At 60.1% G+C, this 14474-nt stretch carries 13 protein-coding genes; 7 read left to right on the top strand and 6 right to left on the bottom strand.

The features are described 5' to 3' along the window. The first annotated feature begins 118 nt into the window (after positions 1-118). The gene (glnS, locus tag ABHF91_RS06215) at positions 119-1780 is read left to right on the top strand and encodes a glutamine--tRNA ligase (RefSeq protein ID WP_409422596.1); all 1662 of its coding nucleotides are present in this window, start codon (positions 119-121) and stop codon (positions 1778-1780) included. 87 nt (positions 1781-1867) lie between these two features. Here glnS and fur read toward each other — a convergent pair whose 3' ends face one another. The 4 genes from fur to ABHF91_RS06235 form a co-directional block, all read right to left on the bottom strand. After that, entirely contained in the window at positions 1868-2308 is a 441-nt protein-coding gene (gene fur, locus ABHF91_RS06220) for a ferric iron uptake transcriptional regulator (RefSeq protein ID WP_409423090.1), read from the bottom strand. Positions 2309-2544: 236 nt separating this feature from the next. Beyond that, the gene (gene fldA / locus ABHF91_RS06225; RefSeq protein ID WP_409422597.1) at positions 2545-3069 is read right to left on the bottom strand and encodes a flavodoxin FldA; all 525 of its coding nucleotides are present in this window, start codon (positions 3067-3069) and stop codon (positions 2545-2547) included. A 44-nt stretch (positions 3070-3113) separates the two neighbouring features. Then, positions 3114-3410, bottom strand: coding sequence for a LexA regulated protein (ybfE, locus tag ABHF91_RS06230; protein ID WP_409422598.1), 297 nt, complete (start codon positions 3408-3410; stop codon positions 3114-3116). Positions 3411-3568: 158 nt separating this feature from the next. Continuing rightward, the gene (locus tag ABHF91_RS06235; protein ID WP_409422599.1) at positions 3569-4345 is read right to left on the bottom strand and encodes an alpha/beta fold hydrolase; all 777 of its coding nucleotides are present in this window, start codon (positions 4343-4345) and stop codon (positions 3569-3571) included. Between the two features lie 180 nt (positions 4346-4525). Here ABHF91_RS06235 and seqA point away from each other — a divergent pair, with 180 nt between their 5' ends. The 5 genes from seqA to ABHF91_RS06260 all read left to right on the top strand — a co-directional run bounded on the left by seqA (position 4526) and on the right by ABHF91_RS06260 (position 11722). After that, positions 4526-5032: a replication initiation negative regulator SeqA gene (gene seqA / locus ABHF91_RS06240; protein WP_409422600.1), complete on the top strand. Its 507-nt coding sequence runs from the start codon at positions 4526-4528 to the stop codon at positions 5030-5032. Positions 5033-5064: 32 nt separating this feature from the next. Beyond that, positions 5065-6714, top strand: a complete 1650-nt coding sequence (gene pgm, locus ABHF91_RS06245; protein ID WP_409422601.1) for a phosphoglucomutase (alpha-D-glucose-1,6-bisphosphate-dependent) — start codon at positions 5065-5067, stop codon at positions 6712-6714. Positions 6715-7141: 427 nt separating this feature from the next. Beyond that, positions 7142-9613: a glycogen/starch/alpha-glucan phosphorylase gene (locus tag ABHF91_RS06250; protein WP_409422602.1), complete on the top strand. Its 2472-nt coding sequence runs from the start codon at positions 7142-7144 to the stop codon at positions 9611-9613. A 270-nt stretch (positions 9614-9883) separates the two neighbouring features. Beyond that, on the top strand, positions 9884-11116 hold the full coding sequence (gene glgC, locus ABHF91_RS06255; protein WP_409422603.1) for a glucose-1-phosphate adenylyltransferase: 1233 nt from the start codon (positions 9884-9886) through the stop codon (positions 11114-11116). 297 nt (positions 11117-11413) lie between these two features. Further along, positions 11414-11722 (top strand): DUF2845 domain-containing protein, encoded by a 309-nt coding sequence (locus tag ABHF91_RS06260; RefSeq protein WP_409422604.1) that lies wholly within the window; start codon positions 11414-11416, stop codon positions 11720-11722. A 12-nt stretch (positions 11723-11734) separates the two neighbouring features. Here ABHF91_RS06260 and ABHF91_RS06265 read toward each other — a convergent pair whose 3' ends face one another. Beyond that, on the bottom strand, positions 11735-11944 hold the full coding sequence (locus tag ABHF91_RS06265) for a DUF1107 family protein (RefSeq protein WP_409422605.1): 210 nt from the start codon (positions 11942-11944) through the stop codon (positions 11735-11737). A 146-nt stretch (positions 11945-12090) separates the two neighbouring features. Between ABHF91_RS06265 and ABHF91_RS06270 the strand changes: the two genes are divergently transcribed. Then, complete coding sequence (locus ABHF91_RS06270) at positions 12091-13944, top strand: Na/Pi cotransporter family protein (protein ID WP_409422606.1); 1854 nt, start codon at positions 12091-12093, stop codon at positions 13942-13944. Here the strand turns inward: ABHF91_RS06270 and ABHF91_RS06275 are convergent. Continuing rightward, entirely contained in the window at positions 13914-14426 is a 513-nt protein-coding gene (locus ABHF91_RS06275; protein WP_409422607.1) for a GNAT family N-acetyltransferase, read from the bottom strand. The genes ABHF91_RS06270 and ABHF91_RS06275 overlap by 31 nt on opposite strands. Positions 14427-14474: the final 48 nt, after the last annotated feature.

Here is a 14474-nt window from a genome sequence, read left to right on the forward strand (position 1 = left end):
GTTTTTTTCACTGGGCGACCGCGAATCGGCTAGCGAATTGCACTTGAGCCGGCCGGGAGATTCATGGATCATACGCGGTTAACGCAGTTGAAGCTTCTATCGATCTTGAGGTGAGTAAATGACTCAGGCGGAAAATCGCCCCACCAATTTCATTCGGCAAATCATCGACGAGGATCTGGCCAGTGGTAAGCATGACCACGTACAGACCCGCTTTCCGCCGGAGCCGAACGGTTATCTTCATATTGGCCACGCCAAGTCCATCTGCCTGAATTTCGGCATCGCTCAGGATTACCAGGGTTGCTGCAACCTGCGTTTCGATGACACCAATCCGGCCAAGGAAGAAGTGGAGTATGTAGAGTCCATCCAGAAGGACGTCCAGTGGCTGGGTTTCCAATGGCATGGTGAGGTGCGTTACTCCTCCGACTATTTTGATCAGCTGCACGCCTACGCGGTAGAGCTGATCGAGAAGGGACTGGCCTATGTGGACGAGTTGAGTGCGGAGCAGATCCGCGAATACCGTGGCACCCTGACCCGTCCCGGCCAAAATAGCCCGTATCGCGACCGCAGCGTGGCGGAAAACCTGGCGCTGTTCGACAAGATGAAGAACGGCGGCTTCCAGGAGGGGCAGGCTTGCCTGCGGGCCAAGATCGACATGGCCTCTTCCTTTATCGTCATGCGGGATCCCGTCATCTACCGGGTGAAATTCGCCGAGCACCACCAGACCGGTGACAAGTGGTGTATCTACCCCATGTATGACTTCACCCACTGCATCTCGGACGCCCTGGAAGGCATCACCCACTCCATCTGTACCCTGGAGTTCCAGGACAACCGTCGCCTGTACGACTGGGTGCTGGATAACATCAGCATAGGTTGCCATCCCCGCCAGTATGAGTTCAGTCGCCTGAACCTCGAATACAGCATCATGTCCAAGCGCAAGCTCAACCTGCTGGTGACCGAGAAGCGGGTGGACGGCTGGGACGACCCCCGCATGCCGACCATCTCCGGCCTGCGTCGCCGCGGCTACACCTCGGCGGCCATCCGTGAATTCTGCCGCCGGATCGGCGTGACCAAGCAGGACAATACCGTGGAGATGAGTGCGCTTGAGTCCTGTATCCGTGAGGATCTCAACGAGAACGCGCCGCGGGTCATGGCGGTGTTGCGTCCGTTACGGCTGGTGATCGAGAACTACCCCGTAGGGCAGGAGGAGATCCTGAGCTCCCCCAACCATCCCAACAAGCCGGAGATGGGCACCCACGAGCTGCCGTTCTCCCGGGAGATCTTCATCGACGAGGCGGATTTCCGCGAAGAGGCCAACAAGCAGTTCAAGCGCCTGGTGCTGGGCAAGGAAGTGCGTCTGCGCCATGCCTACGTGGTGAAGGCGGAGCGGGTGGAGAAGGATGCCGACGGCAAGATCACCACCGTCTTCTGTACCTATGACCCCGACACCCTGGGCAAGGATCTGGCCGATGGCCGTAAGGTGAAAGGGGTGATCCACTGGGTCAGCGCCCAGCATGCGTTGCCGGCCACGGTGCGCCTGTACGATCGCCTGTTCAGTGTGGCCAACCCGGGGGCGGCCGAGGATTTCCTCAGCACCCTCAACCCCAACTCCCTGACCCTGGTGGAAGGTGCCATGGTGGAGCCGAGCCTGAAGGCCGCTCAACCCGAGCAGGCCTATCAATTTGAGCGGGAAGGTTACTTCTGTGCCGACAACCAGCTCTCCAGCCCGGATCATCTGGTGTTCAACCTGACGGTGGCACTGCGGGATACCTGGCAGGGTTGATGTCCCCCAACGCAGACCGGTTTGCCGGTCTGCCAGCATAAAAAAACCGCCTAACGGCGGTTTTTTTATGGGGTTGGCTGGCCCGGATTATTTCTTGGCGTTGCGCTTGGCCACACATTCTGGGCTGTTGCAGTGGCCGTAGAGATAGAGGCTGTGGTGGGTCAGCTCCAGGCCGTGGGCCTGGGCGATGGCGTTTTGCCGTTGCTCTATGATGTCGTCGTGAAACTCGATCACCCGGCCGCAGTCCAGGCACACCAGATGGTCGTGGTGGTCCTGATGGGCCAGCTCGAACACCGACTTGCCCCCCTCAAAATGGTGCCGCGTGACGATACCGGCATCGTCAAACTGGTTGAGCACCCGATACACGGTAGCAAGGCCAATCTCCTCGCCTTGCTCCAGCAGCATCTTGTACAGGTCTTCGGCACTGATGTGCTGGCATTCCGGCAGCTGCAGGTACTCCAGTATCTTGGTGCGGGGGGAGGTGATCTTCAGACCGGCGTCTTTAAGCTGTTGGCTGTTGGTTGTCATCTCGGGCATCTTGCTCATGGGCCTCAATCAGGCCAAATATCTGTCATGGATGATATTCATTATACGTTTCAATCTTGCCAAATTGGAACCGTGCCGGCCAGATTGGTGACGGGCTTGTTAAATCGGCCGAGGTCAGCGAGGTCATCCTGGTCATCTGTGCGCCACAGCCCAGGCACCCGGCAACAAAAAGGGCCTGCCGTGGCAGACCCTCTGCTGGATGCCTTTGTCAGGCTGGCTTATTGCAGTTCGGCCAGGCACATCTCGTCCACCAGCTGCTTGCACCAGGCCTGAACGCGGCCCTCGGTCAGCTCGGGTTGACGGTCTTCATCGATCCCCAGGCCGACGAAATGCTGGTCGTCCACCAGGGCCTTGGAGGCCTCAAAGTGATAGCCCTCGGTGGGCCAGTGGCCCATGATGATGGCCCCTCGGGCTTCGATGATGTCCCGCAGTGTGCCCATGGCGTCGAGGAAGTACTCGGCATAGTCTTCCTGATCGCCGCAACCGAAGATGGCCACCAGCTTGTTGGTGAAGTCGATCTCTTCGAGCTCGGGGAAGAAGTCATCCCAGTCGGCCTGCGCCTCACCGTAGTACCAGGTGGGGATGCCCAGGATCAACAGATCGAACTGGGCGATCTCTTCCTTGCTGCTCTTGGCGATATCCCGTACATCCACCAGCTGTGCTCCCAGCTCCTTCTGGATCATGCCGGCGACGGTTTCGGTATTGCCGGTATCGCTACCGAAGAAAAGACCTACGCTTGCCATAGTGGTTCGTTACCCTTGGTATTAGAGGAGTGATTAAGTATGAATTATTCCTGCACGGTCGCGGCGTTGCAGGCATCAATATGCTGTTTGATCAACCACTGGATCAAGTCGGCGCGACTGATCTGCTGCGCCTTGGCCAGCTGGTTGAGGTGATCGAGCACGCTGGCTTCCAGCTTGAGCTCGACCCGGCGAAAGCCGTTCTCCTTGTCCCGCTTGAGCTGATTGCGCTTGTTGATTTTCAGCTGCAGGTCACGGGGCAGGGGATTGGTCTTGGGCCGCCCTGGCCGCCGCTCATCGGCGAACAAATCCAGGGTGGTACGATCGGACTGCTGTTTTGCCATACCTATCTTTAACAACGATCGACATCGGATTTTGGGTGAAGACACCGGCCGGACTGTGCGGCATGGGCGACTCGTCTCCCGGGGCGGGAGTGCAGGCCCCGGCGCGGAGCCCTGCCCCCAGCAGAGCCGGCGAACTATAGCATAGGGGACTGGGACTGTTAACTGCTTGCCGACAGGAAATCCACAACCAGCTTGTTGAACAGCAGGGGTTTTTCGGCATGCAACCAATGGCCGGCACCCAGTACCAGCCTGGCCTTGGCCCGGGGGAATAGCCCTGCTATGGCGCCTTGATGATGGGGTTGCAGGTAGGGGGACAACTCGCCCTTGATAAACAGGCTAGGGCCAGGATAAGACCCCTCGACGGCCGGCCAGGCCAGTATCTGCGGGTAGTTGGCCTGCAGGGCCGCCAGATTGAAACGCCAGCAAGGCTGTGCGCCCGGCAGGAAGGATTTCAGCAGAAATTGGCGCACCGCCGGGTCTGTCAGGTGTTGTGCCAGGCAGGCATCGGCCTGGACGCGGGTCAGTGGCGCTTGGCGCGCTACCGCATGCAAGCCGGCAAACACGGCATCGTGCTCGCCCGGCAGGTAGTCTGCCGGTGCCATGTCCACCACCACCAGCTGCTTTACCCGCTGGGGATGGCGCAGGGCACACTGCATGGCGACCTTGCCCCCCATGGAGTGGCCCACCAGGGACACCTCGGCGAGTCCCTGCTCATCCAGCAACGCCAGCAGGTCCGTCACCATGGCCGGATAAGTGTGTTCGGGGGAGTGGGGGGAGCGGCCGTGATTGCGCAGGTCCAGGCTCAGCACCCCGAATCCCGCTTCTCCCAACGCCTTGGCCAGCAGGCCAAGATTGTCCAGACTGCCAAACAGACCATGGATCAGGACGACGACCGGCCCGGGTTGAGCGGGGCGGAACTGGGCATTTAGCTGCATGGCGCACTCCTTATTAGAACGGCGACATGATGCATGAATCACTGTGAAAACAATACCATGACAAAAGCAGGGGTATGGTGGGGCTCGTCAGGAGCCGGCTGGTCTGTCCAATGGTTGGGCTCTTGATGAGGACTATGTATAATCCGACCATTTATTAAGTAACTTATTGCAAGAAGTGCCATGAAGACCATCGAGGTTGATGAAGAGCTTTACCGTTATATCGCCAGCCAGACCCAGCATATCGGCGAGAGTGCCTCCGACATCCTGCGTCGGTTACTGGGTGTCACCCCGCAACAGCTGACCGAGTGCGCCAATGCCGAACCGCTAGTGCAACCAGCGCAAACGAATGAGGCCCTCCCTGTCAGCCTGCCGGACGCCGAGACTCTGGCGGCAGAGGAGAGCTCCATCGGCCGCTTCATGCTGGTCCTCACCGCCTTGTACCGCGGTCAGCCCGAGGCCTTTGCCCAGGCGGCCGAACTCAAGGGCCGCAAGCGTCTCTACATAGCCCGCTCTCCCGAAGAGCTGCAGGCCAACGGCACCACCACCAAGCCCAAACCCATTCCCGATACGCCGTTCTGGGTCATCAGTAATACCAATACCGCCCGCAAGAGGCACATCATCAACCAGGTGATGACAGCGATGGCCTATCCTGCCGACCAGATCGAGCAGGTGTGTGACAAGGTTTAGTCTCAACTACACATTCAATCAGGAAATTTGCTATGGCCCAACATGAACACGCCGGGAAGCCGGCCCGTTTGCAAGATCTCACCAACATACCGCGGCTGATGTCGGCGTATTACTTGAATAAGCCGGACATGACCAAGGCCGAGCAGCGGGTAGCGTTCGGCACCTCAGGTCACCGTGGCAGCTCCCTGAAGAGCGCCTTCACCGAATCCCATATCCTGGCGGTCAGCCAGGCCATCGCCGAGTACCGTGCTGCCCAGGGCATCACGGGGCCGCTGTTTATCGGCATGGATACCCATGCCCTGTCAGAAGCGGCCCTGGCTTCCGCCGTCGAGGTGTTGGCCGCCAACGGGGTGGAGGTGCGTATCGACAAGGGCCTGGGTTACACCCCGACCCCTGTGGTGTCCCACGCCATCCTGCGCTACAACGCCGCCGGTTTGACCGACCAGGCCGACGGTATCGTCATCACCCCGTCCCACAACCCGCCGGATGACGGTGGCTTCAAGTACAACCCGCCCCACGGCGGCCCCGCCGAAGGGGAGATCACCAAGTGGGTGGAGAACCGCGCCAATGAACTGCTGGAGGCGGATCTGGCTGGAGTCAAGCGGGTGAGCTTTGCCAAGGCCCGGGCCATGAGCAACGTGCAGGAGCACGACTTCATGACCCCCTATATTGAGGATCTGAAGCACGTCATCGACATGGACGCCATCAAGCGTTCCGGCGTCAAGATCGGCGTGGACCCCTTGGGTGGTTCAGGTGTGGCCTATTGGGACGTGATCGCCAAGACCTATGGTCTGAACATCGAGGTGGTGAACTACGCGGTGGATCCCACCTTCTCCTTCATGACCCTGGATAAGGACGGCAAGGTGCGGATGGACTGCTCGAGCCCCTGGGCCATGGCCAGCCTCATCAACCTCAAGGACAAGTTCGACGTGGCGGTGGCCAACGATCCGGACAACGATCGCCACGGCATCGTCTGCAAGGCCGGTCTGATGAACCCCAACCACTACCTGGCCGTGGCCATCCAGTACCTGTTCACCCACAGACCCGGCTGGCCGGCCCAGGCGGCGGTGGGCAAGACGCTGGTCTCTTCCTCTATCATCGACCGGGTGGCCAAGAGCATCGGTCGCGAGCTTAAGGAAGTGCCGGTAGGCTTCAAATGGTTCGTTGATGGCCTGTTTGACGGCAGCTTTGGCTTCGGCGGCGAAGAGAGTGCCGGTGCCTCCTTCCTGCGTAAGGATGGCAAGGTCTGGACCACCGACAAGGATGGTATCCTGCTCTGCCTGCTGGCGGCGGAAATCCTGGCGGTGACCGGCAAGGATCCCCAGACCCTGTATAACGAGATCACCACTCAGTTTGGGGCCCCCCTGTACCGTCGTATCGACGCGCCGGCCAACACCGAGCAGAAGGCGGTACTCTCCAAGCTGGATCCCGCCATGGTGGAAGCATCCGAGCTGGCCGGGGAGCCCATCCTGGCCAAGCTGACCGCCGCGCCGGGCAACGGCGCCGCCATCGGCGGCCTCAAGGTGGTCACCGAGAACGGCTGGTTTGCGGCCCGCCCCAGCGGCACCGAGTCCATCTACAAGATCTATATGGAAAGCTTCCAGGGGGCTGACCACCTGGATCGCATCCAGAAGGAAGCCCAGGAGATCGTTTCGGCTGCTCTGGCCAAGGCCGGCGTCTGAGTCGACCACTCAACAAAAAACCGACCCTAGGGTCGGTTTTTTTATGCCTGGTCAAATGGTCGTTCAGATGGCCGCAGGGGGTGAAAAATATGGCACAAAATTTGAAATCGCTTTCTTGCTGCGATTGAAGTGTGTTCATTTTCAGATATTTTCATGGTATTTCAAGAAAAATATGCTAGTTATAATTTCTTAAGTCAAAAATTAAGCATAACTATATGATATTTAATTAAATTTATACTTGATATCATCGGCTTGTTTTTGAAAATACTTTCATGAAAATGGGGGGGGATAACCAGGGTGAAATGTGACTTAGGTTAAATTTTACGGCTACCCCATTGGGTAGTATTCTGCTGCCGGATTAATAGACCTTATAATTCCACCCGGTAGCCCCTGAGGCAAAACTCTCGAGTAATGAAGGAAATCGGTTATGGCGAAGAAAAAAGTTGAACAGCCAGGTTCGCTCGACAAAGACCAGCTGAAGCAAAACATCATTCACCACTTGCGTTCCACGCTGGGCACCAGCGAAGAGAAGGCAAGCCGCCAATCCTGGTGGAAGGCCACCTGCGCAGCAGTCAATGAGCAGGTTTATGAGCGTCTGACGCAAACCCAGCAGACCCATCTCAAGCAAGACACCCGTGCCGTGCACTACCTGTCTGCTGAATTCCTGATGGGCCGCCTGACTGCCAACAACCTGCACAACCTGGGTCTGTACGAAACCAGTGGTGCCGCGCTCAAGGAGCTGGGCATCGACATCGCCGATCTGTGCGAAGAAGAGCCGGACATGGCGCTGGGTAACGGCGGTCTGGGTCGTCTGGCTGCCTGCTTCATCGACTCCCTGGCTACCCTGAACCTGCCGGCCATCGGTTACGGTCTGCACTACGAGCACGGCCTGTTCCGCCAAGAGATCCGCGACGGCCGTCAGATCGAGCGTCCGGACTCCTGGCGCGAATACGGCAACCCCTGGGAAATCTGCCGTCCTGAATCCATTCAGGAAATCCCCCTCTACGGCTACGTCGAAACCGTGTTCGGCGAAGACGGCAAGATGAAGAAGGTGTGGCACGCCGGTCAGAAGATCAAAGGGGTACCTTGGGATATCCCGGTCGTTGGCTACGAAGGCAAGACCGTTAACATCCTGCGTCTGTGGGAATCCCGCGCCTCCGAATTCTTCGATTGGGACGTGTTCAACGCCGGTGGTTACATCGACTCCCAGGCCGAAAAGGCTCAGGCGGAAACCATCTCCAAGGTGCTCTACCCGAACGATGAGTCCGAAGCCGGTAAGATCCTGCGTCTGGTGCAGCAGTACTTCTTCTGCGCCTGCTCCCTGAAGGACATCATGCGCCGCTACAAGCGTGCCCATGGCAGCGACTTCAGCAAGTTTGCCGAGCAGATCGCCATCCAGCTGAACGACACCCACCCCACCATCGCCATCCCGGAACTGATGCGTATCCTGGTGGACGAAGAAGAGCTGGATTGGGATGCCGCCTGGGCCATCTGCTACAAGGTGTTCTCCTACACCAACCACACCCTGTTGCCGGAAGCCCTGGAAAAGTGGGCCCTGTACCTGTTCGAACGGGTGCTGCCGCGTCACCTGGAAATCATCTACGAAATCAACCGTCGCTTCCTGGAAGATCTGGTTGAGCCCAAGTGGCCCGGCGATGATGCCGTCAAGGCCAAGCTGTCCATCATCGAAGAGGGTGATGTTCGCAAGGTGCGCATGGGCAACCTGTGTGTGATCGGCTCTCACAAGGTCAACGGTGTGGCCGAAATCCACTCCAAGCTGGTGAAGGAAGATCTGTTCCCCGAGTTCGCCGCCCTGTGGCCGGAGAAGATGTGCAACGTGACCAACGGGGTGACCCCGCGTCGCTGGCTGCTCTCCTGTAACCCTGAGCTGGCCAAGCTGTACACCGATACCGTGGGTGCCGAATGGCCGCTGAAGCTGGACCTGATGCGTGGCGCCCTGAAGCATGCCGATGATGCTGCCTTCCAGAAGCAGTTCATGGACATCAAGCGTGCCAACAAGGAGAAGCTGGTCAAGGTGATCAAGGCCGAGACCGGGATCGACGTCAGCGCCGAGGCCATCTTCGACATCCAGATCAAGCGTCTGCACGAGTACAAGCGTCAACAGCTGAACCTGATCCACATCATGGCCCTGTACCGTCGTCTGCTGGCCAACCCGGACTACGACATGCATCCGCGTGTGTTCATCTTCGGTTCCAAGGCGGCGCCTGGTTACAAGCTGGCCAAGGACATCATCTATGCCATCAACAAGGTGGCAGAGCGGGTGAACAACGATGAGCGCATCAAGGGCAAGCTGAAGGTTGTCTTCATGCCGAACTACCGCGTGAGCCTGGCTGAGAAGCTGATCCCGGCGGCCGACGTATCCCAGCAGATCTCCACTGCCGGTTACGAAGCCTCCGGTACCGGCAACATGAAGCTGGCCATGAACGGCGCCATCACCCTGGGGACCCTGGACGGGGCCAACATCGAGATCGCCGAGGAAGCCGGTGCCGAGTACAACGCCATCTTCGGTCTGACCGTGGACGAGGTGAAGGCAGTGAAGGCCAAGGGTTACAACCCCTGGGATTACTACTACGCCAACCCGGAAATCAAGGCCGTGCTGGACTGGATGGACACCGACTTCTTCACCCCGGGTCGTCCGGGCGAGCTGTCCTCCATCAAGCGCGCCCTGCTGGACGGTGGTGACACCTATCTGGCCCTGGCCGACTTCGAGTCCTACTCCGAAGCCCAGAAGAAGGTTGATGCCCTGTATCGCGACAAGCAGGCTTGGGCCAAGGCGGTCATCGTGAACTCTGCCACCATGGGCAAGTTCAACTCCGACCGCTCCATCCAGGACTATGCCGACTACATCTGGTATCTGAAGCCCTGCAGCGTGGCCTAAGCCATCCTCAGTAAAAAGAGCGCCTTCTGGCGCTCTTTTTTTTGCTCATTTTCGAGGAGATAGCAGTTTTTTACAGGTTGGCAATAAGACTGCCATGGGATATTGCTTAACTGATTGGTGAATCACTGTTTGCTCATCAAGCAAGAAAAGCACTGGACGTGGGCTTTTCCCCTTGTGGCATGATACCGTTTTCAAGGGCGAAGGAATCGCCGGGACAAGGTACAGCCCTGGATCAGTATTGATATTCAGAAAAGCAGAAGGAACCATTGCATGGCTTATCAGCATCAAACTCGTAAGAAGATCATAGGCATGGTGTTGGCTGGCGGTAAGGGGGAGCGCTTGAGCCCGCTGACCCTGCGCCGTCCCAAACCCGCCGTCCCCTTTGCCGGCAAGTACAAGATCATCGACTTCGTGCTGAGCAACTTTTTCCATTCGGGGATCCGCAACGTTTACGTCCTGACCCAGTACCGCTCCTATACCCTGAACAAGCACATCCGTGAGTCCTGGAACCGTTGGGCCGGCAAGGATGAGTTCTTCGATGACATCTCGCCGGAGACCAACAGCGAGCGGGAGGCCTGGTTCAAGGGGACGGCGGATGCCATCTGCCACTACCTGCGCTTCTTGGAGGAGTCAGACGCGGACTTCGTGGCCATCTTCGGCGGCGATCACATCTACAAGATGGATATCCGCCAGATGATCGATTTCCATGACTGCCAACAGGCGGACATCACCATCGCCGCCCTGGAGGTGCCCCAGCTCGAGGCCAGTCGGTTTGGCGTCTTCTCGGTGGATACCAGCGATCGCATCACCTGTTTTGCCGAGAAACCCAAGCAACCCCAGACCATCCCGGGGCGGGAAACCTGTTATGCCTCCATGGGCAACTACATCTTCTCCCGGGTTAAGTTGATCGAGGTGCTCAAGGCCGGTCTGGACCGCTATGAGGATCTGGACTTCGGCAAGCACGTGATCCCCATGATGCTGGAGCAGGGCGACCGGGTGTTTGCCTACAACTTCACCCAGAACGAGGTGCCGCAGATGCAGGAGGCCGAGCGGGGCTACTGGAAGGATGTGGGCACGCTTGACTCCTATTTCGAGACCAACATGGACCTGATTGGTGTCAGTCCCCAGCTCAATCTCTACAACTATCAGTGGCCCATCCTGACCAAGCCCAGCATCTACCCACCGGCCAAGACGGTGTTTGATGACGAGGGGCGCCGCGGTCAGACCCTGGACTCCTATGTCTGTGGCGGCTGCGTGGTCAGCGGTAGCACGGTGCGCCGTTCCATCCTGGGCCCCTGCTGCCGGATCAACAGCTACAGCCTGCTGGAAGACTGCATACTGTTTGAAGGGGTGACGGTGGGGCGCAAGGTCAAGATACGGCGGGCCATCATAGACGAGGGCGTGGTCATCCCAGACGGGGTCGAGATTGGCTATGACCATGATGCCGATCGGGCGCGGGGCTATCTGGTCACCGAGTCCGGCATTGTGGTGGTGTCGGCGTGATATCAGCGGGGGGCGCAGCAGATCCCGCTCTGCGATCAGCCGGTGTCCCCCGTGCTTTTCCCTTCAAGAATGAGGGCGAGTCATTCGCCCTCGTTCGCATCTAGCTGAACCCTGCCCTCCCTGTGCGGACAGGGAATGGCCGTCGTCGTTGGACGGATCCGCTGCTTGCGGCTTTTTGTCCGAATACTCCGACATCAACCTTTGTAAAAAAAGATTAAGTGATGTGCGCAGGCCACTGGCGAGCCAGGGTGGCGAGGGATATATTTGGCTCCGATTACAGCAACCGGAGCATCAATCGTGACAAAAAGCAGATGGGTCGTGGGTCTGTGTCTGGCCACCGCTAGCCTGGCCGCTCAGTCGGGTATCTTGCGTTGTGGCAGTCATGTTGTACAGGAGGGTGAGCCGGCATCGGCTGTGGTGGCCCGTTGCGGCAAGCCGCTGCTGGTGGAGGACATCACCCGTCGGCAGGAGAGTAAGAGCGGTGAGCTGACCCAGATCAAGGAGGGGGAGCGTTGGACCCTCTCCATGGGCAAGGGGCAGTTTATGCAAATCGTCACCATCAAGGATGGCAAGGTCATCCAGATCAACAACGGCCCTCGCGAATGAGGGCCGTTTCATTTAAGGCCGAAATCTGTGCATGGCCCGCACTTCCTTATTGATGCGGGCTATGGTCTGTAGGGCCGTGGGATCCAGGCCACCCTCGTAGCAGACGAAGCCCTTGTCGAAGCGAAAGGGGCCCTCCATCTCGATGAAGAAGCTGCCCTGATAGTAGGCCATCACATGGCGTGCGATCTGGCGTGGCAGGCCGCTGCGAAAAATCTTGATCATCCTGGACTCCAAGCGGGTGGGACGGCTGCCAAGATAGGGAGCCCGGGTGGCAAGCCCGTGGCACTTGTCTGAAAGATTGATGACAGCCACAAAAGTCTGCGCCACCCATGGGCTAACTTCTGAAGAGAGGCTGCGGAGACCTGGTTATGGCGCATTGGCTGGCATTGAACCGCGAGGATTGGCAAGCAACCCAGACCCGTTGGCTGGCCCGGTTGGCCCGTCAGCGGGGCTGGTTGCTGGCCCTGCTGCTGCTGGGGGGGCTCTGGCTGCTGGGCAGTCATCCCAGCCTGCGTCAGGTGGCGGCGGGCATTGCCATCTTCCTGTTCGGCATGTTCTTCCTGGAGCAGGGCTTTGCGCAGATCGCCTCCGGCCAGCTGCGCCAGGGGCTCAGGCGCGTGACGGCCCGGCCGTGGCAGGCCTGGCTGCTGGGTCTGGGGACCACCATCCTTACCCAGTCCAGCTCGCTGGTGTTGCTGTTGACCCTGTCGTTTATCTCCGCCGGTCTCATCAACCTGCTGGCCGGCATCAGCATACTGGCCGGCGCCAGCCTGGGCACCACCACGGGGGGCTGGCTGATGGCCAGCTTGGGTATGACGGTGCCACTCGGGACCTATGGCCAGCCCTTGCTGGTACTGGGCATGCTGCTCATCTCGTTGCCGCGCTGGGGCGGGCGGGCCATCGGCATGGCGCTGTCGGGGGTGGGCTTCCTGCTGCTGGGCATAGAGGACATCAACCTGGGCTTTGCCCATCTGTCCGATTGGGTGGAGCTGAGCCGCTGGCAGCTGGCCGGTGGGCAGGGGGTGGTCTTGTATGCCCTGCTGGGGGTCGGCATCACAGTGCTGATGCAATCGAGCCACGGCGCCCTGCTGCTGGTGCTGGCGGCGGTCAATGCGGCTCAGGTGAGCTATGGCAATGCCCTGGCCCTGGTCATCGGCATCAATGTGGGGGCCTCCGGGCCCGTGCTCCTGGGCTCCTTGAATGCCTCCCTGGATGGCAAGCGCCTGGCCTTGCTGGATCTGCTGTTCAAGGGCACCACCGCCTGCCTGTGCCTGCTGCTGTTTGTGCCGGTCACCCGGCTAAACGACGCCCTGGCCAGCCTGCTGGCCATGCCGGCTCAGGCGTATCCACTGCGCCTGGCCCTGTTTCACACCCTGTTCAACATGCTGGCCATCGGCTGGCTGCTGCCCTGTCGGGCTCAGGCGGCGCGCCTGATGGTACGACTGTGGCCCACGCCCCAGGTCCCCGATGACAAGGTGCATGCCCGCTATCTGGATCCCGTGTCGGCCGCCCACCCAGTGGCGGCGGAGCAGGCCCTGGGCAAGGAGGTGCGCCACCTGCTGGCCCAGTACCAGGAGGTAAGCGCCCAGGCCCTCCTGGGCATCCCCTGCAAGGAGATGCTGGCGCCGGACAAGGGGCAACACCTGCCTGCCTCGGGGCATGCCCTGGCGCCGGTGCAGGAGCTGTATCAAAAGCGGGTCAAACAGCTGTATGGCGAGATCCTCACCTTCGGGGCCCTGTGCAAGGAGGGGCTGGCCCCCCAACAAAGAGAGTCGGTGGAGGCACTGCTGGGGGCGGCACGCAACATCAGCGAGGCGGTGCGGCTGGCCAGAAGCCTGCAGGCCAACTGGGTGACGGCGCTGGAGGCGGACAACCCAGTGCTGCAGCATCAGTATCTGGTGATGCAGGAGCGACTCTGGCACAGCAACCGGGAGCTGCACCGGCTGGCCGAGGCGTATCCGGCAGACCTGGGGGCCGCCCTGGATCTGGTGGAGCAGCGCATCGGGCTGGCGGCGCGCCGGGATCGGGAGGACATGGAGCTGCTGATCCGCGGTCATCAGCTGGAGCCCTTGCAGGCCGCCACCCTGATGAACGACAGCCAGACGTTACGCCGTCTGGTGCGTCAGCTGATCAAGGCCTGCCGGGTGCTCTATGCCCAGCCCGCCTTGCCGGGCAACAACGGCAACGGCGCTCAGCCGACCGGGGCGACGGCCTCCGCTTGACAGGGGCGTTGCAGATAGAGGGCTGCCGGGCCATAGATGGTGGGATCCGGGACATGGGCGCCGGGCGCGAAGCGATGACGGCGCCAGAAGCCCGCCGCGCCCTGTACCGCCACCAGCGCCATGCTGGGCAGCTGATGGGCCCGGGCCTGGGCGCTGGCACACCGCAAGAAGGCCGCTGCGACGCCCAAGCCTTGTGCCTGGGGGGCGACCACCACATCGTGTACGTACAGCAGGGCAGGCTCGGACACCGGCAGATATTCCTGGTCCAGACAGGGCGGGGGACCGGCGTGCCAGGGGTGGGCCAGGCAGTATCCCACCACCTGCTGCCGGCGGATGGCCACCCAGCAGGTCCGCGGTCCCAGGCGCTGCTTGCTGCGCAGCACGGCCTCCCGCTCGGGGGTGACGGCGTGGTACGCCTGACGCTGCAACTGCATGATCTGGGGCCAATCGGCCTCGTCTATGGCACGAATTTCAAATGGCACAATCCACCTCCTGTGCTGGGGGGCATAGCATGCCGTAAAGCGAGCGCC

The organism is Pseudaeromonas aegiceratis (genome assembly GCF_046254905.1).
In the GTDB taxonomy this organism is placed as follows: domain Bacteria; phylum Pseudomonadota; class Gammaproteobacteria; order Enterobacterales; family Aeromonadaceae; genus Pseudaeromonas; species Pseudaeromonas aegiceratis.

Coding starts and splice junctions, on each gene's coding strand:
- ABHF91_RS06270 (WP_409422606.1), top strand. CDS start 12,091: ATGGCGCATTGGCTGGCATTGAACCGCGAGGATTGGCAAGCAACCCAG.
- pgm (WP_409422601.1), top strand. CDS start 5,065: ATGGCCCAACATGAACACGCCGGGAAGCCGGCCCGTTTGCAAGATCTC.
- fldA (WP_409422597.1), bottom strand. CDS start 3,069: ATGGCAAGCGTAGGTCTTTTCTTCGGTAGCGATACCGGCAATACCGAA.
- ABHF91_RS06250 (WP_409422602.1), top strand. CDS start 7,142: ATGGCGAAGAAAAAAGTTGAACAGCCAGGTTCGCTCGACAAAGACCAG.
- ABHF91_RS06235 (WP_409422599.1), bottom strand. CDS start 4,345: ATGCAGCTAAATGCCCAGTTCCGCCCCGCTCAACCCGGGCCGGTCGTC.
- ABHF91_RS06265 (WP_409422605.1), bottom strand. CDS start 11,944: ATGATCAAGATTTTTCGCAGCGGCCTGCCACGCCAGATCGCACGCCAT.
- glnS (WP_409422596.1), top strand. CDS start 119: ATGACTCAGGCGGAAAATCGCCCCACCAATTTCATTCGGCAAATCATC.
- seqA (WP_409422600.1), top strand. CDS start 4,526: ATGAAGACCATCGAGGTTGATGAAGAGCTTTACCGTTATATCGCCAGC.
- ybfE (WP_409422598.1), bottom strand. CDS start 3,410: ATGGCAAAACAGCAGTCCGATCGTACCACCCTGGATTTGTTCGCCGAT.
- fur (WP_409423090.1), bottom strand. CDS start 2,308: ATGACAACCAACAGCCAACAGCTTAAAGACGCCGGTCTGAAGATCACC.
- glgC (WP_409422603.1), top strand. CDS start 9,884: ATGGCTTATCAGCATCAAACTCGTAAGAAGATCATAGGCATGGTGTTG.